The sequence below is a fragment of the Oceanobacter sp. 1_MG-2023 genome (assembly GCF_030689025.1).
In the GTDB taxonomy this organism is placed as follows: domain Bacteria; phylum Pseudomonadota; class Gammaproteobacteria; order Pseudomonadales; family Oceanobacteraceae; genus Oceanobacter.
The window spans coordinates 1-24422 of sequence record NZ_JAUYWA010000019.1 but is presented as its reverse complement, the minus strand read 5'-3'; the positions used below and the strand labels follow the sequence as shown (position 1 = coordinate 24422).

General features: G+C 54.6%; 25 protein-coding genes and 2 pseudogenes. 20 read left to right on the top strand and 7 right to left on the bottom strand.

Translation table 11 applies throughout. The features are described 5' to 3' along the window. Nucleotides 1-256: 256 nt before the first annotated feature. The 12 genes and pseudogenes from urtA (at nucleotide 257) to Q8W22_RS12285 (ending at nucleotide 12317) form a co-directional block, all read left to right on the top strand. Nucleotides 257-1543 carry an urea ABC transporter substrate-binding protein gene (gene urtA / locus Q8W22_RS12340; RefSeq protein WP_305414956.1) on the top strand — a complete coding sequence of 429 codons (1287 nt, stop codon included), beginning with the start codon at nucleotides 257-259 and terminating at the stop codon, nucleotides 1541-1543. 135 nt (nucleotides 1544-1678) lie between these two features. Then, complete coding sequence (gene urtB, locus Q8W22_RS12335; RefSeq protein ID WP_305452502.1) at nucleotides 1679-3406, top strand: urea ABC transporter permease subunit UrtB; 1728 nt, start codon at nucleotides 1679-1681, stop codon at nucleotides 3404-3406. Beyond that, nucleotides 3403-4629, top strand: a complete 1227-nt coding sequence (gene urtC / locus Q8W22_RS12330) for an urea ABC transporter permease subunit UrtC (RefSeq protein WP_305414959.1) — start codon at nucleotides 3403-3405, stop codon at nucleotides 4627-4629. Before urtB ends, urtC begins: the two co-directional genes overlap by 4 nt. After that, the gene (gene urtD / locus Q8W22_RS12325; RefSeq protein ID WP_305414960.1) at nucleotides 4626-5471 is read left to right on the top strand and encodes an urea ABC transporter ATP-binding protein UrtD; all 846 of its coding nucleotides are present in this window, start codon (nucleotides 4626-4628) and stop codon (nucleotides 5469-5471) included. The genes urtC and urtD overlap by 4 nt, the downstream gene beginning before the upstream one ends. Further along, nucleotides 5468-6190 carry an urea ABC transporter ATP-binding subunit UrtE gene (urtE, locus tag Q8W22_RS12320; protein WP_303433080.1) on the top strand — a complete coding sequence of 241 codons (723 nt, stop codon included), beginning with the start codon at nucleotides 5468-5470 and terminating at the stop codon, nucleotides 6188-6190. The genes urtD and urtE overlap by 4 nt, the downstream gene beginning before the upstream one ends. Before the next feature lie 49 nt (nucleotides 6191-6239). Next, nucleotides 6240-7166: an urease accessory protein UreD gene (locus tag Q8W22_RS12315; protein ID WP_305452500.1), complete on the top strand. Its 927-nt coding sequence runs from the start codon at nucleotides 6240-6242 to the stop codon at nucleotides 7164-7166. A gap of 48 nt (nucleotides 7167-7214) precedes the next feature. Then, entirely contained in the window at nucleotides 7215-7517 is a 303-nt protein-coding gene (locus Q8W22_RS12310) for an urease subunit gamma (RefSeq protein WP_303433078.1), read from the top strand. A gap of 109 nt (nucleotides 7518-7626) precedes the next feature. Next, nucleotides 7627-9687, top strand: a complete 2061-nt coding sequence (gene ureC, locus Q8W22_RS12305) for an urease subunit alpha (RefSeq protein WP_305452499.1) — start codon at nucleotides 7627-7629, stop codon at nucleotides 9685-9687. Nucleotides 9688-9705: 18 nt separating this feature from the next. Then, nucleotides 9706-10155: pseudogene (ureE, locus tag Q8W22_RS12300) on the top strand (urease accessory protein UreE); the annotation flags it as partial. Between the two features lie 10 nt (nucleotides 10156-10165). Next, nucleotides 10166-10939: an urease accessory protein UreF gene (locus Q8W22_RS12295; protein ID WP_370693292.1), complete on the top strand. Its 774-nt coding sequence runs from the start codon at nucleotides 10166-10168 to the stop codon at nucleotides 10937-10939. A 37-nt stretch (nucleotides 10940-10976) separates the two neighbouring features. Beyond that, nucleotides 10977-11624 carry an urease accessory protein UreG gene (gene ureG, locus Q8W22_RS12290; RefSeq protein ID WP_303433076.1) on the top strand — a complete coding sequence of 216 codons (648 nt, stop codon included), beginning with the start codon at nucleotides 10977-10979 and terminating at the stop codon, nucleotides 11622-11624. A 105-nt stretch (nucleotides 11625-11729) separates the two neighbouring features. Beyond that, on the top strand, nucleotides 11730-12317 hold the full coding sequence (locus tag Q8W22_RS12285) for a HupE/UreJ family protein (RefSeq protein WP_305452498.1): 588 nt from the start codon (nucleotides 11730-11732) through the stop codon (nucleotides 12315-12317). A 93-nt stretch (nucleotides 12318-12410) separates the two neighbouring features. Here Q8W22_RS12285 and Q8W22_RS12280 read toward each other — a convergent pair whose 3' ends face one another. After that, nucleotides 12411-13964, bottom strand: coding sequence for a tetratricopeptide repeat-containing sulfotransferase family protein (locus Q8W22_RS12280; RefSeq protein ID WP_305452497.1), 1554 nt, complete (start codon nucleotides 13962-13964; stop codon nucleotides 12411-12413). Nucleotides 13965-14097: 133 nt separating this feature from the next. Between Q8W22_RS12280 and nudC the strand changes: the two genes are divergently transcribed. From nudC to Q8W22_RS16710, 4 genes are all read left to right on the top strand, one after another. Then, nucleotides 14098-14949 carry an NAD(+) diphosphatase gene (gene nudC / locus Q8W22_RS12275; protein ID WP_305452495.1) on the top strand — a complete coding sequence of 284 codons (852 nt, stop codon included), beginning with the start codon at nucleotides 14098-14100 and terminating at the stop codon, nucleotides 14947-14949. Further along, nucleotides 14946-15491: a sugar O-acetyltransferase gene (locus Q8W22_RS12270; protein WP_303433072.1), complete on the top strand. Its 546-nt coding sequence runs from the start codon at nucleotides 14946-14948 to the stop codon at nucleotides 15489-15491. The genes nudC and Q8W22_RS12270 overlap by 4 nt, the downstream gene beginning before the upstream one ends. An 80-nt stretch (nucleotides 15492-15571) precedes the next feature. Continuing rightward, a complete protein-coding gene (locus Q8W22_RS12265; protein ID WP_305452494.1) occupies nucleotides 15572-15922 on the top strand; it encodes a VOC family protein in 351 nt (116 codons plus the stop codon). A gap of 21 nt (nucleotides 15923-15943) precedes the next feature. After that, nucleotides 15944-16228: a cysteine-rich CWC family protein gene (locus tag Q8W22_RS16710; RefSeq protein WP_370693291.1), complete on the top strand. Its 285-nt coding sequence runs from the start codon at nucleotides 15944-15946 to the stop codon at nucleotides 16226-16228. 56 nt (nucleotides 16229-16284) lie between these two features. Here the strand turns inward: Q8W22_RS16710 and arsB are convergent, their stop codons facing one another. Genes arsB through Q8W22_RS16705 form a run of 4 tightly spaced genes read right to left on the bottom strand, consistent with a single transcriptional unit; the run spans nucleotide 16285 to nucleotide 19248 of the window. Further along, nucleotides 16285-17301, bottom strand: a complete 1017-nt coding sequence (gene arsB / locus Q8W22_RS12260) for an ACR3 family arsenite efflux transporter (RefSeq protein WP_305414969.1) — start codon at nucleotides 17299-17301, stop codon at nucleotides 16285-16287. Between the two features lie 12 nt (nucleotides 17302-17313). Further along, nucleotides 17314-18033 (bottom strand): arsenical resistance protein ArsH, encoded by a 720-nt coding sequence (gene arsH, locus Q8W22_RS12255; protein WP_303433067.1) that lies wholly within the window; start codon nucleotides 18031-18033, stop codon nucleotides 17314-17316. Next, the gene (locus Q8W22_RS12250) at nucleotides 18033-18497 is read right to left on the bottom strand and encodes an arsenate reductase ArsC (RefSeq protein ID WP_303433066.1); all 465 of its coding nucleotides are present in this window, start codon (nucleotides 18495-18497) and stop codon (nucleotides 18033-18035) included. Before Q8W22_RS12250 ends, arsH begins: the two co-directional genes overlap by 1 nt. Nucleotide 18498: 1 nt before the next feature. Next, nucleotides 18499-19248, bottom strand: coding sequence for a metalloregulator ArsR/SmtB family transcription factor (locus tag Q8W22_RS16705; protein WP_370694178.1), 750 nt, complete (start codon nucleotides 19246-19248; stop codon nucleotides 18499-18501). A gap of 338 nt (nucleotides 19249-19586) precedes the next feature. Here Q8W22_RS16705 and Q8W22_RS12235 point away from each other — a divergent pair, with 338 nt between their 5' ends. Continuing rightward, on the top strand, nucleotides 19587-21293 hold the full coding sequence (locus Q8W22_RS12235) for an ATP-binding protein (protein ID WP_305452493.1): 1707 nt from the start codon (nucleotides 19587-19589) through the stop codon (nucleotides 21291-21293). Here the strand turns inward: Q8W22_RS12235 and Q8W22_RS12230 are convergent. Then, nucleotides 21278-21445, bottom strand: coding sequence for a hypothetical protein (locus Q8W22_RS12230; RefSeq protein WP_305452492.1), 168 nt, complete (start codon nucleotides 21443-21445; stop codon nucleotides 21278-21280). The genes Q8W22_RS12235 and Q8W22_RS12230 overlap by 16 nt on opposite strands. A 297-nt stretch (nucleotides 21446-21742) precedes the next feature. Here Q8W22_RS12230 and Q8W22_RS12225 point away from each other — a divergent pair, with 297 nt between their 5' ends. From Q8W22_RS12225 to Q8W22_RS12215, 3 genes are read left to right on the top strand one after another with little or no spacing between them, the layout of a single operon-like run. Further along, the gene (locus Q8W22_RS12225; protein WP_303433064.1) at nucleotides 21743-22048 is read left to right on the top strand and encodes an STAS domain-containing protein; all 306 of its coding nucleotides are present in this window, start codon (nucleotides 21743-21745) and stop codon (nucleotides 22046-22048) included. A gap of 10 nt (nucleotides 22049-22058) precedes the next feature. Next, a complete protein-coding gene (locus tag Q8W22_RS12220) occupies nucleotides 22059-23783 on the top strand; it encodes a SpoIIE family protein phosphatase (RefSeq protein WP_305452491.1) in 1725 nt (574 codons plus the stop codon). A gap of 3 nt (nucleotides 23784-23786) precedes the next feature. After that, nucleotides 23787-24146 (top strand): Hpt domain-containing protein, encoded by a 360-nt coding sequence (locus Q8W22_RS12215; protein WP_303433062.1) that lies wholly within the window; start codon nucleotides 23787-23789, stop codon nucleotides 24144-24146. 155 nt (nucleotides 24147-24301) lie between these two features. On the opposite strand, the pseudogene Q8W22_RS16700 reads toward Q8W22_RS12215, so the two are convergent. Continuing rightward, nucleotides 24302-24422, bottom strand: a pseudogene (locus tag Q8W22_RS16700) (IS256 family transposase); the annotation flags it as partial.

Here is a 24422-nt window from a genome sequence, read left to right as displayed (position 1 = left end):
GGGCCGCCCGCGCTCCCGTGAATGGCGTTAATGTCTGGGCGCTCCCGTGAATGGCGTTAACGTCTGCGCTCTCGCTTGTGGCCCGGATGGCGCCGGTCTCTGCGGCTATACGTCAAATGACGTATACCTGTGCGTTAATTACCCCATACCTGAATGCAGGGCTTTTCCGAATAATTGACTGGCAGATTACAGAAGAGGGGAGGCCCGTCAGCGGGCGTCACCAGGCCAATAAAAGTAGATTAAAGGAAGCTTCGGTATGACATTCAAAAAGCTGGTTACCGGCGTCGCTCTGGCGGTTGGTGCTACTATGGCAAGCTACAGTGCACTTGCAGCCGACACCATCAAGGTGGGTGTGTTGCATTCGTTGTCTGGCACCATGGCGATTTCAGAAACAACGCTGAAAGACACGGTTCTGATGATGGTGGAAGAGCAAAACAAGAAGGGTGGTTTGTTGGGTAAGCAGCTGGAAGCCGTGGTGGTTGATCCTGCCTCTAACTGGCCTTTGTTTGCTGAAAAAACCCGCGAATTGCTGACCAAAGACGAGGTGGATGTCATCTTCGGTTGCTGGACGTCGGTTTCCCGTAAATCCGTTTTGCCGGTGATTGAAGAGCTGAACGGTCTGATGTTCTACCCGGTGCAGTACGAAGGGGAAGAATCTTCCAAAAACGTATTCTACACTGGCGCTGCGCCAAACCAGCAGGCCATTCCTGCGGTTGATTATCTGATGAATGATCTGGGCGTCAAACGCTGGGTTCTGGCCGGTACCGATTACGTTTATCCCCGTACTACCAACAAGATTCTGGAAGCATATCTGAAGTCCAAGGGTGTCAAGGAATCAGACATCATGATCAATTACACGCCGTTTGGTCATTCTGACTGGCAGTCCATTGTGTCGGATATCAAGAAGTTCGGCAGCAAGGGTAAAAAAGCCGCAGTGGTTTCTACCATTAACGGTGATGCCAACGTGCCTTTCTACAAGGAACTGGGTAACCAGGGTGTTTCGGCTGAAGACATTCCCGTTGTTGCTTTCTCGGTTGGTGAAGAAGAACTGTCCGGTATCGATACCAAGCCTCTGGTGGGTCACCTGGCCGCCTGGAACTACTTCCAGAGCGTGGATAGCGATGAAAACGAAGCCTTTATCGAAAGCTGGCAGAAATTTACCGGTAACGACGAGCGCGTAACCAACGATCCTATGGAAGCGACTTATATCGGTTTCCAAATGTGGACCCAGGCCGTTGCCAAAGCCGGTACCACCGATGTCGACAAGGTTGAACAAGCTTTGATCGGCCAGAAAGCGCCGAACCTGACTGGCGGCATGGCGGTGATGAACAAAAACCACCATCTGAGCAAGCCAGTACTGATCGGTGAGATTCAGGACGATGGCCAGTTCGAAGTTGTCTGGGAAACCGATGGCCTGGTCGCTGGTGATGCCTGGTCCGACTTCCTGCCGGGTTCCAAGGATCTGATTGCCGATTGGACGGCACCTACCAAGTGCGGTAACTACAACACCAAAACCAAAACCTGCTCTGGCCAGAACTACTAGGCCGACGCCGGACCCCCAAGCCCTGCCACTTCTGGCAGGGTATCTGACTACCTGATTCCGCCCGCCGACATTCTGGTTCTTATCTGGACCGGGGTGTCTGTTGGTTTTCCTGATCATCAGACGCGGAGCCTCATTGTGAAAAAACTGTTTATTACCTGCTGCTGCCTGCTCGGCATGCTGGCCGGGCCGGTGTTTGCCGAGTTGGATGACGCGGTACGAGCGCCCGACGCTGAGACAACGCCAGTCGCTGTTGAGCCATCTGAATTAACGACGGTTGCGCTGGAAGCTGGCCTGGATGCTGAGGCGCTGGCTCCGGTTGTGACGATCGAGTCATTGCTGCTTGAGTTGACCGAAACCTCGCTGAACAAAACGATCCCGGTGCTGGAGCAACTGCATGACCTGGGCGGCAAGGAGATACTGCCGCTGTTCAAAACCCTGCTCGCCGGGGATCTCTACTACGTGAAAGCAACACGCCAGGTGGTCGGCAAGATCGAGACCAAGGGCGAAACCGAATATAAAGACCCGCTGACCAGTGTTCTGGTCTCAGACCTGGGCAAGCGTGATGTGAAAAAGATTCGGGTAAATAACCGCTTGCGCAACTATTTGAATGGCGTGATAGCCCGGATTCGTTTGTCGTCCGAACGGGCTGAAGTACGCGAGACGGCGGTGAAAAACCTGCTGTCGGAGCTGGATGCCGATACCATCGTGACGATTCAGGCAGCGCGTCAGCATGAAACCGTAGCATCAGTTCAAGAAATCATGGATCTGGCGCTGGCCATGTATCAGCTGGAAAGTTCGACACAACAAGCCGATCAACTGGCGGCCATTGAAGCCATTGGTGGCAGTCTGGAAGGTGATGCCCGCAACGTTCTGCGTTACTTCGCGGATATGGCAACGGATCACAGTGACTACAACCCGGTGGTCAGTAAGGCAGCGGCGAAGGCGCTGGACCGTATTCAGGAACGGGTGGAACTGTACGGTTTTGTTGACCAGTTGTTTTTTGGCCTGAGCCTTGGCTCGGTCTTGCTGCTGGCGGCGATTGGTCTGGCCATTACCTTCGGGGTTATGGGGGTGATCAATATGGCCCATGGTGAAATGATCATGCTGGGGGCTTATACGACGTATGTGATTCAGCTGATCATGCCCAACCTGATCGATTATTCACTGTGGGTGGCGATCCCGGCTGCCTTTATTGTATCGGGTCTGATGGGCGTCCTGATTGAGCGGCTGGTCATTCGCCATTTGCACGGTCGCCCATTGGAAACCCTGCTGGCGACTTTCGGGATCAGCCTGATCCTGCAGCAGCTGGTGCGTACGATTTTCTCGCCGCTGAACCGGCAGGTGGCATCTCCTGAGTGGATGAGTGGCTCGGTCGAGATCAACCCGGTGTTGTCGCTGACCCTGAATCGTTTGTACATTCTGGCGTTTGCGTTGTTGGTGTTTTTTGCCCTGCAACTGATCTTGAAGAAAACCAATCTGGGCCTGAATGTTCGGGCGGTCTCGCAGAATCGTTCCATGGCCCGGGCCATGGGGGTGCGCTCCGACCGGGTCGATGCCATGACCTTTGGTCTGGGTTCCGGCATTGCCGGTATTGCCGGGGTGGCGTTGAGCCAGCTGACCAACGTGGGGCCGAACCTGGGCCAGGCGTATATTATTGATTCGTTTATGGTGGTGGTCTTTGGCGGTGTCGGCAATCTGCTCGGCACGCTGGTGGCAGCCTTCTCGCTGGGTATTGCCAACAAGTTTCTGGAACCGGTTACGGGAGCGGTGCTGGCCAGTATCCTGGTGTTGGTCTTTATCATTCTGTTTATCCAGAAACGTCCGAAAGGATTGTTTCCTCAAAAAGGGAGGGCGGCAGAATGAACGCACTTGCTGCTGTATTTCAGACCTTGCTGAAAAACAAGGGTCAGCCTGGTGGTCGGGTCGCCCCCTTTGTGATTCTGCTGCTGGTGGTGACCGTGTTGGCATCGGCGGCCAATTTGCTGGTGCCGGAAACATCGGCATTTCATGTCAGCACCTACACCATTACCTTGTTGGGCAAATACCTCAGCTACGCCATGTTGGCGTTGGCGGTGGATGTGATTTGGGGCTATTGCGGCATTCTCAGTCTTGGCCACGGGGCATTTTTTGCGCTGGGTGGTTATGGCATGGGCATGTACCTGATGCGCCAGATTGGTGATCGCGGGGTTTATGGCAACCCGGAATTACCCGACTTTATGGTGTTCCTCGACTGGAGTGAGTTGCCCTGGTTCTGGCAGGGGATGGATCAGTTCTGGTTTGCCATGCTGATGGCGGTGCTGGTGCCCGGTATTCTGGCGTATGTGTTTGGCTGGTTGGCGTTTCGCTCGCGGGTGACCGGGGTGTATCTGTCGATCATGACCCAGGCGCTGACCTATGCCTTGCTGCTGTCGTTTTTCCGTAACGAAATGGGGTTTGGTGGCAACAATGGCCTGACTGACTTCAAGGATATTCTCGGCTTTGATCTGCAGTCGGACAGCACCCGGGTGGCGCTGTTTCTGATCACGGCATTAATGCTGTCGCTGACACTGATTACCAGTCACTGGATTATGAAGTCGCGGCTTGGCAAGGTGATTGTAGCCATTCGGGATGGCGAATCCCGCGCCCGCTTTATCGGTTATCGCACCGAGCAGTACAAGGTTTGGCTGTTTGTCTATTCCGCAGTGATTGCGGCAATTGCCGGGGCCTTGTATGTGCCTCAGGTGGGTATTATCAACCCCGGAGAGTTTTCCCCCATCAACTCGATTGAGGTGGTGATCTGGGTGGCGGTTGGTGGCCGTGGCACGCTGATTGGTGCGGTTATTGGGGCGTTGCTGGTGAACTACGCCAAGACACGGTTTACGGCCATTATGCCGGATGGCTGGCTGTTTGCGCTGGGTGCACTGTTTGTATTGGTAACGCTGTATTTGCCAAAAGGCTTGATGGGTATTTACGGTCAGCTGCAGCAGCGTTTTGCGACTCGACCCGCCGCGCCTGAAGCATCTGCATCCACCGCGGCAACATCAACACCTGCAACGTCAGCAGCGCCAACAACATCAACGTCGGATTCCAGCGGGGTGTCCTCATGAGTGTGATTGAAACAGTTTCCGATCAGGCCCGGGATGCCTTGCGGCCGGATCAGGTCTGGCCCTTTCTGATGCCGAAGCAGCCAGAGGTCAATGTCTCGCAGCAGATGATTCTGTATGTCGAAGGGGTGAACCTCAGCTTTGACGGTTTCAAGGCCTTGAATAACCTCAATCTGTACGTCAACGATGGTGAGTTGCGTTGCCTGATTGGTGCCAACGGGGCCGGTAAAACCACCATGATGGATGTGATTACCGGCAAGACCCAACCGGACTCCGGTACGGTGTATTTTGGCAGCAATCATAATTTGCTGAACCGCTCGGAAGCGGAAATTGCCGAACTGGGCATTGGTCGCAAGTTCCAGAAACCGACGGTGTTTGAAGCACACAGCGTATTCGACAACCTGGAGCTGTCGCTGAAGTCCAACAAGGGGGTGTTGCCCACGCTGTTTGCCCGTCTCAGTCCGACGGAAATCGGTCGTATCGAAGAAGTGCTGGAAATCATCGGCCTGACGGAACAGCGCTCGATGCTGGCCGGTGCCTTGTCCCACGGTCAGAAGCAATGGCTGGAGATCGGCATGTTGCTGATGGCACAACCCCGGCTGCTGCTGGTGGATGAGCCGGTGGCTGGCATGACCCCGCAGGAAACCGAACGCACCGCTGAGTTGCTGACCTCGCTGGCCGGGAAACACACGGTGATTGTGGTGGAACACGATATGGAATTTGTCCGCAGTATTGCCCGAACCGTGACCGTCTTGCACCAGGGAGCCGTTCTGGCCGAAGGCACCATGGACCAGATTCAGAGCAACCGCGACGTGATTGAAGTGTATCTGGGGGAAGAAGCATGATTGCCATTAACAAGGTCAACCAACTGTATGGCGGCACCCAGATTTTGTGGGATCTCGATCTGGCGATCGAGCAAGGCTCCTGTACCTGCATTATGGGGCGTAATGGAGTCGGCAAAACCACACTGCTGAAATGCCTGATGGGACTATTGCCGATTTCGAATGGTGAAATCCTGCTCGACGGTGAGCCGCTGCACAAGAAAAATGCCGAAGCCCGGGCCGTGGCCGGCATTGGTTACGTGCCGCAAGGACGGGATATTTTCCCGATGCTGTCGGTGGAAGAAAACCTGCGGATTGGTCTGCCCATTCGCAAGCAGCGGTTAAAAATGCTGGGGCGTGAGGATGATTCGGCCGAGATTCCGGAAAAAATCTTTACCCTGTTTCCAGTCTTGAAAGAAATGCTGCACCGCCGTGGCGGTGACCTTTCCGGTGGTCAGCAGCAGCAGCTGGCTATCGGGCGGGCACTGGTGATCGAACCCAATGTCCTGATTCTGGATGAACCCAACGAAGGCATTCAGCCCAATATCGTCCGTCAGATTGGTGATGTCATCCTCAAGCTGAACGAAGAAGAAGGGCTGACGGTAATTCTGGTTGAGCAGAAACTCGGTTTTGCGCGCCGGGTCGGTAAAGAGTTCCGGCTGATGGAAAAGGGCCGGGTTGTTGCAAGTGACAAGATGGCCAATTTGAACGATGCCCTGATTCGACAATATCTGGCAGTATGATGGCAAGCAACCCTCGCTTATTGGCATAACAGATCAAGGAGTACGCGGCATGAATATGCCGGTTAAAGAGCCAGCGTCAGTCCCTCCAGCGGAGCCATCCCGCTGGAACGCATCACTGGCGTTAGGCATCAGCCGAACCGCGCGCGGCTCGGTGTTAAAAAGCAACGTCCATCACGGGCCGTTGTATGTGCAAAAGCCGTTTTACCCGGAAGGGCGCGAGCTGGCGCATGTGTATTTGCTGCATCCTCCCGGTGGTATGGTCTCAGGGGATACGCTGGCCATCAGCGCCAGTCTTGGCCCAGCGGCGTCAGCGTTGATCACCACTCCCGGTGCCGGTCGGGCCTACAAGGCCCGTGCTGATAAAACCTTGCAACGACAAACCCTTCGCTTTGAACTGGCCGAACAGGCAACACTGGAATGGCTGCCGCTGGAGAGCATCATTTATCCGGGGGCCAATACGCGTCTGGATACCGATGTTTACCTGTCAGCCGGGGCAAGTTATATCGGTTGGGATGTCACCAGTCTGGGATTACCGGCTTCAAGCCAACCGTTCAGCGCCGACAGTTCATTCACCCAGAATCTCAATCTGTTCCGTGATGGTCGGCTGGTGCTGCGAGAACGCCTGGTGGTGGATGGCCAGCAAGGTCTCTACGCCGCCATGACCGGACTGCAATCCATGCCCATCAGCGGCATGATGGTGGCCGGGCCGTTTTTATCGGACGGCAGCCCCGGCCAACCCGATGGCCAGGCCTTGCTGACCGAAGAGCATATCCAGCAGTTGCGCGAATTACTGCAACCGGACGGGTCTGGAAAAGCATATCTAACAGGTGTTACTCTTAATCATGATTTTCTGATTATCCGTTATCTTGGTCATTGCTCGGAACAAGGGCGCTCACTGTTTACCCGCTGCTGGCAAGAAATCCGCCCGTTGCTGACAGGGCGCAATGCCTGCGCCCCACGAATCTGGGCCACCTGACCGGCGGCTCCAACCTGAATAATACGACCAACATCAAAGAGGTCCGGCATGGAACTACTGCCAAGAGAAAAAGACAAGCTGTTGATATTTACTGCCGCCTTGCTGGCTGAACGACGCCTGAATCGTGGCTTGAAACTGAACTACCCGGAAGCCATGGCCTATATCACCATGGAAATTGTTGAAGGGGCGCGTGACGGTAAAACCGTGGCTGAACTGATGAGTTATGGCAAAACCCTGCTCAGCAGTGATCAGGTGATGGACGGGGTACCTGAGCTGATCCATGAAGTGCAGGTAGAAGCCACCTTTCCGGATGGCACCAAGTTGGTCACTGTGCACGAGCCTATTTGCTAGATTGTCCGGCGGGTGATCCGTCGTGGCCGTCGTCAGTCACCGGGCATACCGGGCTGGCGCAAAGCATCCAGCAAGAACACGTTTAAACCCCATTACAGGGAGACACTCCATGTTTATACCAGGTGAAGTACAAGCTGCCAGCGGCGAAATCGAACTGAACGCTGGCCGTAAAACCCTGACCGTCCGGGTGGAAAACACCGGGGACCGCCCGATTCAGGTTGGCTCCCATTATCATTTTGCCGAAACCAATCCGGCACTCAGCTTTGATCGTGAGGCCGCACTGGGATTCCATCTCAATATTGCTTCTGGAACGGCGGTCCGGTTTGAGCCGGGTCAAGGGCGTGAAGTGGAACTGGTGGAGTTTGCGGGCAAGCGTGAAATCTATGGCTTCCGTGGTGATGTCATGGGCAAGTTGCCCGCTGCTGCTGCCGCTGACGAGAGCACCGTCTCGGTAAAAATGGATCGCACCGCTTACGCCCAGATGTTTGGTCCTACCGTGGGCGACAAGGTACGCCTGGGTGATACCGACCTGTGGATCGAAGTGGAGCAGGATTTCACGGTTTATGGTGACGAAGTCAAATTTGGCGGTGGCAAGGTTATCCGTGACGGCATGGGCCAGAGCCAGGCGCTGAATAATCCCCCCGAAGGTGAGCCCGCCATGGATCTGGTGATTACCAACGCACTGGTGCTGGATCATTGGGGGATTGTCAAAGGTGACGTCGGCATCAAGAACGGTCGTATTGTCAAAGTCGGCAAGGCCGGTAATCCGGATATTCAGGACAGTGTCGATATTATCGTTGGCCCCGGTACGGAAGTGATCGCCGGAGAAGGCTCGATCCTGACCGCAGGGGGCATCGATGCCCATATTCACTTTATTTGTCCGCAACAGATTGAAGAAGCATTGATGAGCGGCGTTACCACCATGATCGGTGGTGGTACTGGCCCGGCCACTGGCACCAATGCCACAACCTGTACGCCGGGGCCATGGTATCTGGCCAAAATGATCCAGAGCACTGATGATATGCCGATGAACCTCGGCTTTCTGGGCAAGGGTAACGCCAGCCTGCCAGACGCCCTGGAAGAACAGCTGCAAGCCGGCGCCTGTGGCCTGAAGCTGCACGAAGACTGGGGCACCACCCCTGCGGCCATCGACTGTTGCCTGGGCGTGGCGGAGCAATACGATGTACAGGTGGCGATTCACACCGACACCCTGAATGAATCCGGTTTTGTCGACGACACCATCGGAGCGTTCAAGGATCGGGTGATTCATACCTATCACACCGAAGGTGCCGGGGGCGGTCACGCACCGGATATTATCCGTGCCTGTTCCTACCCGAATGTATTGCCGTCCTCCACCAACCCGACCCGGCCCTATACCGTAAACACGGTGGATGAGCATCTGGACATGCTGATGGTTTGTCACCATCTGGATACCTCGATTCCGGAAGACGTTGCCTTTGCTGATTCACGTATCCGCAAGGAAACCATCGCAGCGGAAGATATCTTTCACGATCGCGGTGCCTTTTCGATGATCTCGTCCGACTCCCAGGCCATGGGACGAGTCGGCGAAGTGGTCACACGCACCTGGCAAACCGCCCATAAAATGAAGCAGCAGTTTGGTTTTCTGGAAGAAGACCAGGCGCAAGGGAATGACAACTTCCGTGCCCGTCGCTATATCGCCAAGTACACCATCAACCCGGCGATTACCCACGGCATCTCCCACGAAGTGGGTTCGATTGAACCGGGTAAACTGGCGGATCTGGTGTTGTGGAAGCCGGCTTTTTTTGGCGTCAAACCTTCCATGATCATCAAGGGCGGCATGATTGCGGCGGCACAAATGGGTGATCCGAACGCGTCGATACCGACTCCACAACCAGTGCATTACCGGCCGATGTTTGGTGCCCATGGTTCGGCGGCGGCCAAAACCTCGTTCACCATGGTGTCCCAGGCGGCGCTGGATAATGGCCTGAAAGAGCAACTGGGCATCAAGCGCGAGCTGGTGGCCTGTAAAAATACCCGCAACATTCGCAAAAGCGATATGGTGCACAACAGCTGGCAGCCGAATATCACCGTCGACCCGCAAACCTATGAAGTGCGTGCCGACGGCGAGCTGTTAACCTGTGAACCGGCAACCGAACTGCCTTTGGCGCAGTTGTATTGCCTGTTCTGAGTGAATTTGGAGAACACAATGCTGGAAGTTTACGAACGCCTTGGCCTTGAGGCCGCCGGCCCGATTTACGCCACGGTTTGCCTGACGCATGAGCAGCGCGACCGTGGGCGTTTACGCCTGGTCAGCACAGACGGTGAAGAAGTGCGGGTGTTTCTGGAACGTGGCAAGCCGCTGCTGGTTGGCGAGTTTCTGAAAACGCAATGCGGCAAAATAGTACAGATTGATGGTGCAGTCGAAGCCGTTGCAGAAGCAACGTGTGATGACTGGCGCACTTTTTCCCGGGCCTGTTATCACCTGGGTAATCGCCATGTGAAATTGCAAGTCGGGGAGCGCTGGCTGCGTATTACACCGGATCATGTGTTGGAAGAAATGCTGGTATTACTCGGCCTGACGGTCAGTGCGACCGAGGCTGTTTTTGTGCCGGAATCGGGGGCTTATGCCAACGGCGGTCATGGCGGTCATTCACACGGTCACGACCATGATCACAGCCACAGCCATGATGACGATCACGACCATTCACAAGGTCACGGCCACTCCCACGGGCATGCCGATGGCCATCATCACTGAAGCGGCCGCCGGGGCCACCTTGAGTGACGCCGGTCTGATCCGCTTGATGCAGCTGTGCTCGGTCAGTTTGCCGGTGGGCGGGTATGCGTTTTCCCACGGCATGGAATACGCCATTGAGGCGGGCTGGATTCGCAACGCCGATCAGGTCAGTCAATGGGTGAGCGAGCAGCTGGTATACAGCCTGGCGACCACGGATGTGCCGGTCTTGCGGCGGTGTATGGCCGCCATTGACGCGAATGACCCGGCAGAATTACAGCGCCTGAATGACTTGCTGCTGGCCTGTCGGGAAACCCGTGAATTGCGGCTGACCGATACCGCCATGGGAGAAGCCTTGCACCGTCTGCTGACCAGCCTGAATATGGATCTGCCTTTTGCCAAAGGAGAGCCGGTCAGTTTTGTCTGCCTGTTTGCGCTGGCGGCTGGTGGATGGGGAATTCCTTATCGGTCGGCAGCGCTGGGATTGTTATGGTCCTGGCTGGAAAACCAGATTGCCGCAGCAACCAAGCTAGTGCCTTTGGGGCAAACCCAGGCCCAGCAACTGCTGGGTGCCTTACAGCCGGCGTTACAACAGGCATTGGATCGAGCCGACACCATCGACGACGATGGGATAGGAGCAGGCTTGCCCGCTCTGGCGATTGTCAGTTCTCAACATGAACATATGTACTCACGCCTGTTTCGCTCCTGAACGAGTCGAACGGCGTTAAAAAGACAAGGGGATTTGTATGTCGAAACCAAAACAGACATTACGCGTAGGCGTAGGCGGCCCGGTTGGCTCAGGCAAGACGGCGCTGCTGCGTTCGTTGTGTACCGCGATGCGTGACCATTACGATATTGCCGTGGTGACCAACGATATTTACACCAAGGAAGACGCAAAATTCCTTACCGAAAACGAGGCGCTCAGCTCGGATCGTATTCTTGGGGTTGAAACCGGCGGCTGCCCGCACACCGCCATTCGTGAAGATGCTTCCATGAACCTGGCAGCCATTGACCAGCTGCTGGAGCGCCACGGTGCGCTGGATGTGGTGTTTGTCGAAAGTGGTGGCGATAACCTCAGTGCGACCTTCAGCCCGGAGCTGTCGGACTTGACGATCTACGTGATTGACGTGTCGGCGGGGGACAAGATTCCTCGCAAAGGTGGCCCGGGCATTACCAAATCGGACTTGTTGATCATCAACAAAACCGATCTGGCACCTCTGGTTGGTGCTTCTCTGGAAGTCATGGATCGTGATGCCAGGAAAATGCGTGGCACCCGGCCATTTGTATTCTCCAACCTGAAACAGGCCCAGGGTCTGGATGACATCATTCACTTTATTGTGACCGAAGGCATGCTGGAGCCAAAAGAGATTCCACCTGCCAAAGCAGTGGTGTAAGCGACAACATTGTTTGCACGACGCTGGCGCGACTGAAACATTACACGACGAAAGATTAAGAGATTAAACAACTCTTGTTGAACGAACGACATCAAGGAAACCGCTATGAAACCTATTTTTAAAACTGCCCTCACGGCGTCCATGACTGTTGCGGCACTGGTGCCAACGGTAGCCATGGCGCATACCGGTCACGAAACCTCGGGTCTGATGGCGGGTCTGAGCCATCCGTTTACCGGGCTGGATCACCTGTTGGCCATGGTGGCAGTCGGCCTGTGGGCAGCCCAAATGGGCGGGAAAGCCATCTGGCAACTGCCATTGGCGTTTATCGCGACCATGGCGTTGGGCGCTGGCCTGTCGATGGCAGGCATGACCGTCCCCTTTGTGGAAAGCGGTATTCTGGCGTCGGTGATCGCCGCCGGTTTGTTGGTGGCTTTTGCAGCCCGCTTTAATCTGCTGCTGTGCACTGCCCTGACGGCGGCCATGGCGATGTTTCACGGTGTTGCTCACGGTGCCGAAATGCCACTTGCGGCTAGCGGTGTGGGCTATATGAGCGGCTTTATGCTGGCTACGCTGGTCTTGCATCTGGCTGGTATCGCCCTGATCAAGGCCGGTAAACCTGCACTTGCTACCCTGGTGGCTCGTGTTGCGGGTGGTTCTATCGCTGCCGGTGGTCTGGTGCTGGCGGTGATGTAATCACGCCGCTTGTGCTGTTTTCAGGTTCCCATGCCGATCTTTGGTATGGGAGCCTGGCGCCTGAGCGAAACGGTTTTATGCTGCAGGCAGGGTTCAGGGCTGGTTAAGCCGTTGCAACATCGGTTGCAGTTGCTCTTCGTAACGCCGCCACTGCGCTACCCGGCTGTTTGATAGCGGCTGGCGTACCTGGGTCGCCGACAGGGTACGGACACTGCGCTTGTTGTTATGAAAATTCAGGCAGGCGTCATCCCACGGCAGGCCAACAAAATCCAGCAGTGCCCGGATGGTCGGCTCTGGCTCGGCAATCAGGGCTTCATACTCCATAACAAAAATATCGGCTCCGGTGTTCTGCCAGTGCTGAATCAGCTTGTCGCTGGCGTTCCAAATATCGGCCAACTCTTCCTGCTGGTAGGTGAAGTACATGCCTTCGGAGAAAAACTGGCGGTAACAGCCCCACAAATTGTCCATCGGGTGACGTCGGCAGACCACCATCCTGGCCTCTGGCAAGGCCTGACGAATCACGCCGATCGCCTTGTAGTTTTGCAGGTTTTTGTCGGTAAACCAGCCGCTGCCTTGCAGTGCTCTGGTGCTTTTGCGGTAGGCGCTGCCAATGGCTTGCCAGCCTTCCTGTGGCATATCGGCGCCCCAGTCCGGAAAGCTTTTCCGAATGCCTCGACGGGTCAGGTATTGACCACAGGCCAATGGCAGGTCGTTAAGTTCGTCGCCAGCAGTCACACTGGGGTGGCTGGACAAAATGTGTTCGGTCAGTGTGGTGCCACTACGGGGCAAGCCACAGATAAAGACCGGTATCACATCGCTTGCCGGGTCTGCGGAAGGAGAAAGACGCGCAAGGTGCGAGGCAGGAAAGGCGCTGATGGTTTTTTCGATCTGGTTGAGTTCGGCCTGATGCTGGTATGGCACTAACGAGCGATAGAGGTCGGCACCCGCTTTGATATTGTCGAACTGGCGGGCATATTCCTGGGCTGCCTCATCACTGCGACTGAGGGCGTAATACACCATTACCCGCTGTCTCGGGGGGAGATTGTCGCCGCTCGCCAGCGCCGCATAACCCTGATATTCCTGCTCTGGCAAGACACCGATCATGTCGGAACGGTTCCAGATGGCATTGGCATTACCGGGCTGCAGCGCCAGACAGCGGTTAAAGCTGGCAAGTGCATCATCACTGCGGCCTGTTTCTTTCAGAATAACACCACGGTGGTTGTGCAATTCTGCCAGTGCCGGTTCCAGCTTGATGGCTTTGTCGATCAGCTGTAAGGCACTCTGGTGTTGCTGGGTCAGCCTCATGGCCTGGGACAGGTTGGTCAGGGCCGGAATAAAACGGGGTTTGCTGCTCAGGCAGCGCTGCGCTTCATGAATCAGGCCTTGCTGGTCTCCGGTTTTATTGAGGGTGGCAAACAGCAGCATCCAGGCATCGGCAAAACCGGGCAGTTGTTGCGTGACCTGTTTGAGCAGATCCAGTGCGGGCAAGGGCTGGCCACTGCCTGACCAGCGTTGTGCCAGTCCCATGGCTTCCTGTGCTGGCAGGGTGCGTTGGCCTTGTCCGGGCAACTGGATGCTGACCGGTTTCAGAGCGGCCTTGTTTGCCTTGCCGGTTTTGCTGTTTTTTGTTGCTGTTTTTTTAACCACGCCAGTATTCGCCTTTCGTAAACACCATCAATTGGTCGGTGGATTATGCCTGAATGAATCACACGGAGCATTTGCCGCCTTTGGCAGCCGGGGTTATCGTTACACTTTCAAGCCAAGGTTACAGGCGCTCACCATGAGCCATATTTTTACTTTTGAACTGTGCGATTACCTGCCAGAGCAACATGATCAAGCACCTCGTTATCTGCTGGTGAGTGAGGGACAGTTATTATCGGGTATCGAGGCACAACTGACGCTGTATGCTGATGAGGAGGCGCAGCGCTTGTCTGGAATGGCCGATCTGCCCATCCAGGATCAGGCCATTTATGTCGGCATCGCCAACGGCAAGACACCGTGTTTTGTGGTTGAGCTGGCACAGCCGACCGCCTCTTCGCAACATCAGTGGCTGTCTCCCCGGGTGCTGATGGCCATTGCCTCTGCGGCGGAATATCTGGCTCTGGCGCGGGCGTTGCAGTTGTGCATCTGGGTTCGCGAGCATCGCTTTTGTGGGCTGTGCGGACAACCCACCCAGCGGCACCGGGTTGAGCGGGCAATGACGTGTGAGCCGTGCAACAAAATGTATTATCCGCGTATTTCACCCTGCATGATTACCATTGTGATCAAGGGAGAATATTGCCTGCTGGCGCATCACACCCGTTACAAAACCAATTTTTACAGCACATTGGCAGGGTTTATCGAAGCCGGTGAATCGATCGAAGATGCGGTACACCGTGAGGTCAAGGAAGAAGTTGGCGTGCGGGTGCAGGATCTTGAATACTTTGGTAGCCAGAGCTGGCCTTTTCCGGGCCAACTGATGGTCGGGTTTATCAGCCGTTACGCCAGTGGCGAGATTGTGATCGATGATGATGAAATATCGGATGCCCAATGGTTTCACTACACCAACTTGCCAGAAATCCCGCCACCGATGTCTATTTCCGGTCAACTGATCCAGACCTTTGTTGACCGCTGTCGGCAAGGGACGGTATGACCGAACGTGAAAAAATGCTGGCCGGTTTGCCTTATAACGCCTGGGATAACGAGCTGCTGCAAGCACGCCTGTTGGCCAAATCGGTTTGTCATGCCTTTAACCAGGCCGATCCTCGCCAGCCTGCGGCTCGTATGGCATTACTGGATGGCTTGCTGACCTTGCATGGCAGTGCCTATATCGAGCCTAATTTCTTTTGTGATTATGGGGTGAATATCGAGATCGGTGATCATTTTTACGCCAATCATAATCTCACGATTCTGGATGTTTGCCCGGTAATAATCGCTGAACACGTGATGATGGGGCCGGGCTGTATGATCGCAACGGCCAAACACCCGTTAGACCCTGTTGAACGAGAGACGATCGAATCCGGCGCGCCGGTTGTGATTGGGCACCATGTCTGGCTTGGTGGCAATGTGTCGGTATTGCCCGGAGTAACGATTGGTGACCGTTGTGTCATTGGGGCTGGCAGTGTGGTGAACCGGGATATTCCCGCCGGTGCTGTGGCAGCCGGTAACCCGGCACGGGTAATTCGTATGTTATAAGCCAATGTGTTCGGTCAGTATCAGCAACCGGCGCGATCAACAGACGTTACCAACAGACGTTATTCATAAAGGGCAAAGCCATGAATCAGCACGGCAAACTGAACTACGTAGAAATGGCAGCCAGTAATCTGGAAGCCACCAAGGCATTTTTTAACGCTGTCTTTGGCTGGCAGTTTATTGACTACGGCCCGGATTACACTGCGTTTGCCGACGCAGGACTCGACGGCGGATTTTATCGGGCGGAGCTGGCCTCCCGAGTGGAGCAAGGCGGTGCGCTATTGGTATTTTTCAGTAACCATCTGGAAGAGACTCTGGCGGCGGTTGAGCAAGCTGGTGGGGTGATTATTCAGCCGATATTTACTTTCCCGGGGGGCCGCCGTTTTCATTTTACCGAACCCAGTGGTAATGAATTGGCCGTGTGGTCTGAATAGCAGTCAGGCTAGTGCCTGTTAATGGAATTGGAAATCAAGATGACTGACCCGGTGACGACTGTCATACCATCAGAGCGGACGGTGCAAGGGACAGACCTCGGAGAACCCTCGCCGCGGCTGTGTCCCTTGTGTGCCAGGGATAATGAATGCGCCGTGGCCAACCAGCGGGATGCGGCGCAGTGCTGGTGTATGACAGCGACCTTCCCGCCGCAATTGCTGGAACAAAATCGTGATTCTGCCGGACAACGGTGTATTTGCGTGCAGTGCCTGAACGCGTTTGATATTACAACGGTGCCACGGCCGTAGGGCCGGAATCACGATGCCGGGGCGCCCTCCATGGCAGCCCTTCGTGGTCTCAAATATCAATCAAACCAGTGACGGGTACGGTTGGCGAACCAGACCAGCGACAGCATCACCGGCACTTCCACCAAGACACCGACCACGGTGGCCAGAGCGGCTCCGGAATGCAGGCCAAACAGTGAAATCGCGACGGCAACGGCCAGCTCAAAGAAGTTGGACGAGCCAATCATACTGGCGGGTGCAGCTACGTTGTGTGCCAGTTTCATCCGTTTGGCGGCGAAGTAGCTCAAGGCAAAGATGCCGTAGGTCTGAATTAACAGCGGAATGGCAATCAGGCCGATAACCAGGGGTTTTTCCAGCAGGGTTTCGGCCTGAAAACCAAACAGCAAAATCACTGTGGTCAGCAAGCCAACGATCGACCAGGGTTTCAGAGCGGCAACAAAACTGTTCAGGCGCTGGTGATCGTTTCCCCGGTCAAGTTTCTTGCGGGTCAGGGCACCGGCAATCAATGGCAAAACAACGTATAACAGGACGGAAATCAGCAGGGTTTCCCATGGCACCTGAATATCACTGATCCCCAGCAAAAAAGCGGTAATCGGTGCAAAGGCAAAAATCATGATGATGTCGTTGATCGAGACTTGAACCAATGTGTAATTGGCGTCGCCCCGTGTCAGTTGGCTCCAGACAAACACCATCGCGGTGCAGGGAGCAACCCCGAGCAGGATCATCCCGGCAATATACTCTTCTGCGGATTGTGGATCGACCCAGCCGGCAAACAAGACCTTGAAGAACAACCAGCCCAGCATTGCCATGGTGAAAGGCTTGATCAGCCAGTTGACGACCAGTGTCAGGGCCAGGCCTTTGGGTTTTTTGCCCACGTCTTTCAGTGAGCTGAAATCGATCTGGATCATCATGGGATAGATCATCAGCCAGATCAGCACGGCCACAACCAGGTTTACATGGGCGTATTCCCATGTGGCGATCAGGGTAAACACCGTCGGCAGCAGATTGCCAAGCAGTACGCCTGCCGCAATACACAAGGCGACCCACACCGATAGATAACGTTCAAACAGTCCCATGCTGGTTTGCTCCTAGATAGATCGTTGATTGACGCGTTGCATCAGTGCCTCGGCACTTTCTACCCGCTCGGAATACCGGTCGACCAGATAGGCGCTGTTATGGCGGGTGAGCAGGGTAAATTTCATCAGCTCTTCCATCACATCGACGATGCGGTTGTAGTAGCCAGATGGTTTCATGCGATTGTTGTCGTCGAACTCCATAAAGGCCTTGGCCACCGAAGACTGGTTCGGGATGGTGATCATGCGCATCCAGCGGCCGAGCACGCGCAGCTGGTTGACGGCATTAAACGACTGCGAGCCACCTTCGACCTGCATCACGGCCAGGGTTTTGCCCTGGGTCGGCCGCACTGCGCCCATCGACAGGGGTACCCAGTCAATCTGGGTTTTCATGATGCCGGTGATCGAACCATGGCGTTCCGGTGAACACCAGACTTGTCCTTCCGACCAGACAACCAGTTCGCGTAATTCCTTGACCTTGGGATGCTGATCATCGGCATCGTCCGGTAGTGGTAATCCGGATGGATTAAAAATACGGACTTCGCCGCCCATATGGACCAGCAGCCGGGCGCATTCTTCAATAACCAGACGGCTGAAAGAGCGGTCGCGCAAGGAACCGTACAGCAGCAAGAAACGCGGCTTATGCTCCGGCCCCGCAAGGCTGAATGACGCTGGCTTCGGGATTTGGAAGTGATTTTCGTCGAGGTTGGGCAGTGACATATCGTGCAGATCCATTATTTGGCCCCCTGTTGTGCCAGTGCGGCTGGCCACAGGCTTTTATCCAGCCGGGCGATGTCCTGCAGGGCGTCGACGCGTGTTTCGATTTGCTGGATGGTATGGCGAAACGCCGCTGCAATCTCATCATCGCTGCCTTGTAATTTGGACGGATCTTCCAATCCCCAGTGCACCTTGAGGGATTGTCCGAACCAGACCGGGCATGCTTCTCCGGCGGCAGAATCACACACAGTCACTACCAGGTCTGGCGCAAAATCTTCGAGATCATCCCAGGACTGGCTTTGCAGGCCGGTGGTATCCATACCGGCTTCGGCGAGATATTTCAGTGACAGTGGGTGTACTTCTCCGGACGGTTGGCTCCCGGCACTTCTGGCCACCAGCGAGCCGTCAGACTTATGGTTGGTGACGGCTTCCGAAAGAATGCTGCGGCAGCGGTTGTGGGTGCAGATATACAGGATTTTCATGTCAAGCGTCTCCGGTCGTGGTGGCATCGGCAGACAGGCGTTGCAGCGCCTCTGCCAGGTAGTCGGTGTTGTTGGCGAAGGTGATGTGCAAAACATCCCTGGCCCAGGAGGGCATCAGGGGGTGCAGTTGGTAGTACACCCATTGCCCTTGGCGGCGGTCTTTCAAAATGTTGTTCTTGCGCAGTTGCGCCAGATGGCGTGAGATTTTGGGTTGTGATTCGTTCAGGGCGGTCATCAGCTCACAAACGCATAATTCTCCCCGGTCGGCGATCAGCAGCAAGGATTGCAGGCGAGTGTCATCGGCCATGGCTTTGAAAAATTCGACCGGCGTAAACGACGGATCTGGTTTGCTGGCCTTGCTGTTGACCAGCACAAACAGACGGATGCGCTCGCTGATTTCCTGCAAGGTACGGGTGAACGCCAGGGGGTCGTCGCTGGCTTTGGGGTCAGGAAAGTCCCAGGCCATCGTCACTCCGGCGGTTGGCCATTGGCGGCATTCCTGATGTGCCTTGTCGCAGAGCGTAATTACATAATCAAATGACTGCGCGGCAAATTCGGTCAGGTTCTTGGAGCGCAGGCCCACGGTTGGCAAGCCGGCTTTATCCAGTGTCTGGAGTGTTCTGCTATCGATGCCTTCCGGCTGCGTTCCTGCACTGAAGACTTCAAAGTGGTCGCCGGCCATATTGCGCAGTACCACTTCCGCCAGTTGCGAGCGGGCAGAGTTGCCGGTGCAGATAAATAACACTTTCATGATGTGCTGTGTCCTGTGTGAATACGCGCATGCTAACAACCATATATGCGAAATTCCATATATATTTATCGGTCAACGGATTCTTTGGTTTTGAACGTCTGTCTGGGGTGTTTGTTTGGGGTGTCTGTTTTGCTGGCAGGTTTCAGCGCTATTAACAAGACCGCCATTAACAAGACAATCTTTCGGGCTGTCGCTTTCGCTTCAGTGCCACTGATTGGTACATTCAGGCTGTATGATTTGCGACAGCTGAGGCTGCTATTCCACACAAAATCAACAAGTTAGTGACTGGTCTGGCGCTTGCAACAAGGCCTGTAACTGACGTTTTTCAAGTGTTGATTATGAAACTGAACATTCATCGTATTTATGTAGAAGCTCTGGTTGAGCGTTTTCCGACCTTGTCGTATCTGGCTGACCAGCTGCGATTTGGCCATCGGGCTGAGGTGCCATTTGTCCAGCTGACTGTCGAGCAACTGGACTTTCTGGAAACCCTGTATCTGGAAGCCGGGCCGTCGATGGCGGGTCAGGCTGCGCAACTCGCCACTCTGAAGCAGGCCATGGGAACAGCCGGGGAACGTTTTGAGGCGGGTAATCTGGAATTATTGGTGGCGGCGATCACCGAGTATTTATTACAGGATGCCATTCGTGGCTGGCTGTTCCGGGTGGTGACATCGGGGAAACCCATTGCTTATCTGGTCACGCGTATCGACTTTACTCCCCCAGGGGAGGAAGAAACGGGCCGGATTCTGCTGGAATTAAAAGCCAATGCCATGGCCCGCATCGCAACAGAAAATCTGGTGATTCGTGAACGTGATATTGAAGGCCATACGCTGGCCGAAATCTTCGCCAGCAAGGGTTTTCTGAAAGAAACCCCGGCCCTGATGGCGGCCTACGAGGCGTCGTCGAACCGCTATTTTGACTGGCGTTCTGATTACGGCATGCAGTTTTCAGGGGCTGGTACCGGCATTTTTGCGGAAGATCCCGGTGCCAGCCACCGTACCACCGACTGGTCACGCAAAAACCGGGTGGTGCTGTCGTCGGGTGGGGGAACTGCCCGGCTGGTTAATGATGAAGAAGTCCTGAAAGAACGAGAGCTGACGCTGGATGCACCGGGCCAGATTCTGGGCAAGTATTTGCGCAAGGCCGGACGCAGCATGAACTACAACGAGAAGGTCGAGCAGCGGGTCGAAGCCTTGATGGCCAATGTGCCAGAGGATGTCTTCACCCAGCTGCCGGTTCACGGCTATATGCTGATGTTTCACTTGGAGTTGCATCATCATGTCTGGGTGCATGTGGATGATATGTCGCCTTATGTGTATCAACCCGAGTTGAAAGACAAGCTGATTCTGCCCCCTGAACAAACCGATCTGATTGATATTCTGACCGCAGAAATGGATGTGTTGATGGACGATATCGTGGAGGGCAAGTCCGGCGGTACCACAGTGCTGTGTGCCGGGCCGCCCGGGGTGGGTAAAACCCTGACGGCGGAGGTATATTCGGAGATTATCAAACGGCCGTTATATCGGGTACATTCTGGCCAGCTGGGCCTGAATGTAAAGGAAATGGAGCTGGCACTGAAGGACACTCTGACCCGGGCGCAGCGCTGGGGCGCGGTGATGCTGATCGACGAAGCGGATGTCTATATCAAACGCCGGGATGACAATATTGCCGCCAATGCGGTGGTGGGGGTCTTTTTGCGGGTGCTGGAATATTTTAATGGCTTGCTGTTCCTGACCACCAATCGGGTGGAAGATATCGATGAAGCCATCGTCTCGCGCTGTATTGCCCTGATCAAGTACCATCCACCAGAACGGGACGACCGACAAAAAATCTGGGACGTTATGACGCGCCAGTTTGGTCTGGATATCAGCCCGGCATTGCTGGCTACTCTGACGGATGTATTTCCGGCTGCGACCGGGCGGGATATCAAAGGGCTGTCGCGGCTGGTTTCCAAGTATTGTTTGTATAAATCGGTGGCGCCAACGCTGGAAGCGTTTGAGCGCTGCAGTATTTTCCGGGGTATGGATATTGATCACAGCCAGCGCTGATTGCTTGCCAATCTAACGTCAATACCCACCGGGCCGGTGCGATAGGAGTCATCATGTGTGTCTCTGGTGATCGTGGCGGCCTGCGTCCCGTCCATCTGCTTCTCTTTCTTTTCTTTCCCCTGTACGTCATCACCGCGGCTGAAGTGAGTCATCGGCGCCGACCGGCTGTTATGATGCCTTTGTACGGCATATTTCAGTTGCTGGTGGCGATTGGCAGACACTTCATTTTGCGTCGATAGCCGCTGCTGATGGCATAACGGCAGGGGTATTACTTGATGTAAACGCATATAATGGCTGTTATATAGGAAAAACCGCGCTGAGCTGTGCAAATTTAACAGCGTGTGCTAAACGTTTATTAAGAATAATTGTAGCCTGGTCGGTTTGAGCAGGATCGGGTGTAAAAAACTGTTTGGGAGCGGCCGCTCTCGAGTATATGAGGTAATAGATCAATGACTGTAGAAACCCTGGTGTCCGCCGATGGTAAAGAATTAACGATCAAGGTATTTGGCCGTTTTGATTTCAGTGTGCACCAAGCATTTCGGGATGCTTATGATGCGCACCAGCCAGCGGCACTGCGTTATGTACTGGACCTGGCAGGAACCTCTTACCTCGACAGTTCGGCGTTGGGCATGTTGCTGCTGCTGCGTGATCATGCGGGCGGTGATGCAGCAGATATCAGCATTGTGAATTGTAATCAGGATGTGAAAAAGATTTTGACAATCTCCAACTTCGAGCAACTTTTTACTATTCGCTGAGGCGACTGACATGCTGCCAATCCGGATCTTAATTGCCGACGACAACCTGGTCGACCGCAAGATTCTGGGGCGTATCCTCCAGAAGCAGGGGCATGAAGTACTGGATGCCGAAAATGGTGCAGATGCTGTGGCACTGTTCAAGCAAGAATCGCCGGATATCGTGCTGCTGGATGTGATGATGCCGGTGATGGATGGCAAGGAGGCTGCGCGCCAGATCAAGCAGCTGGCTGGCGAAGATATGGTGCCTGTGATCTTTCTGACCTCCATGACCGATGCCTATGGTCTGGCGGACTGTCTGGAAAGTGGTGGCGATGATTTTCTGAACAAGCCTTACAATCCGGTGGTCTTGCAGGCCAAGGTACGCTCTTTCTACCGCATGCGGGAAATGCATCAGACCTTGCAGCAACAGCGCGATACCATTGTTTGCCATAACGAACATCTGATCCAGGAACAGGAAGCAGCCAAAGCGGTATTTGACAATGTGGCCCACCTTGGCTGTCTGTCCGCCCCGAATATCCGTTATCTGATCTCGCCGCTGGCGGTCTTTAATGGTGATGTCCTGCTGGCTGCACGTCAGCCTAACGGCAGTATGAATCTGCTGCTGGGCGATTTTACCGGTCATGGCCTACCGGCAGCCATTGGTGCCTTGCCGTTGGCGGAAATCTTTTATGGTATGACCGCCAAGGGTTTTGGCATTCGCGATATCATTCGTGAAGTGAATCGTAAGATGAATTCGATTTTGCCGGTGGGTTTTTTCTGCTGCGCAGTGATGGTCGAAATGAATTTTGAACGCAAATCCACCAGTATCTGGATGGGCGGCATTCCGGATTGTTATCTGTATCGGGTCGCTGATGCGTCACTGCATACCTTGCGCTCCCAGCACTTGCCTTTGGGAGTGTTCGGTGACAGCCGCTTTGTTGATTCCTTGCAAGAGTACACCATGGAACCGGGCGATCGTTTGTTGCTGTGGTCTGATGGCATTCTTGAAGCGCGTAATCCGGCTGGCGATATGTTCGGGCAGCAACGGCTTGAGGATGCGATCAACTCTGCCGCGGCAGCCGAGATGATTTTTCCAACGATCAAGTCAACACTGGCCGAGTTCCAGAACAACAGCGAACGTGATGATGATATCACCTTGCTGGAGATTCAGATGGTGTTGCCGGACGATATTGCAGTCGACCCTAAAGCGGTTGCGACGACGTCGGATGTTGGGCCAATGGACTGGTCTTTCAGTTACGAACTGGGCCCGGTCAGTCTGCGTAATTTCAACCCCTTGCCTTTGGTGATGCATCTGATGATGGAAGTACCGGGCCTGCGTATGATGAGTGGCCAGCTGTATACCGTTATGGGTGAGCTGTTTGCCAATGCGTTGGAGCATGGGGTGTTGAAGCTGGATTCCACCATGAAACGTTCGCCCGAAGGTTTTATGAAATATTACCAGCAGCGCCAGGAACATCTGGAACAGCTGGAAGATGAGTGGATTCGGATTGATATGGAACATCAGGGCGATGGCGTGACCGGGCAGCTACGGGTCCGCTTTGTTGATAGTGGCGATGGGTTTGATTATCAGTCACTGCAACGAGAAGAGGACTCTGACTTGCTGGAAGTTACCAAGCATCAGTATTCCGGTAGAGGTATCTCTCTGGTGAGTCAGATATGCAAATCGATTACTTATTATGGGAAGGGGAATGAAGTGGAAGCGATTATTCATTGGCCTCACCAGGAGGAGGAGTAGTTCATGACACTACAGGATCATTTTGATGATGAGTCGCTGGACATGTTGCGCGAAGTGATGGAAGAGGAGTTTGATGAGCTGATCACTTTGTTTCTGGATGATTGCGAGAGCCGCTTACCTAAAATGAATGAAGCGCTGGCGCAACAGGATGTGACCGGGCTGGGAGGCCAGGCCCACAGCTTCAAGGGAGCCAGCGGCAATGTGTGTGCCATTCCTCTGTCGGATTGCAATAAAAAGCTGGAAGATATGCTGCGCGACAGAAAAACCGAAGAGGTTGACTGGGAAGAAGCCAGTCGCTTGCTGTCTGCCATCCAACAGGAGTTTATTGCCGTCAAGGCCTGTATCCAGAATAATTTTTGCTGATTATTATCGACCTTGTCGATAAGGCCAGGGTTGATACTCCACGCTCGGCAGGGCACCAGCCGTGTACGGGCTGACAAGCATAACAAACCGGGGCATGCCTGATGGCTTGCCCCTGTTTTCCTCCATGCGAGGGTGTTCATAGTTCTGTGTCACCCATTACTTACAGATCCACGTAGCCGTCGATCCGTCCTTCGAAGTGGATGCACCGCCTCAACCGCATTGGTCGTGTAAATCGCTTTGCGCACCTGTTCCGGGTACTTGAAGTAAACGGAGAGA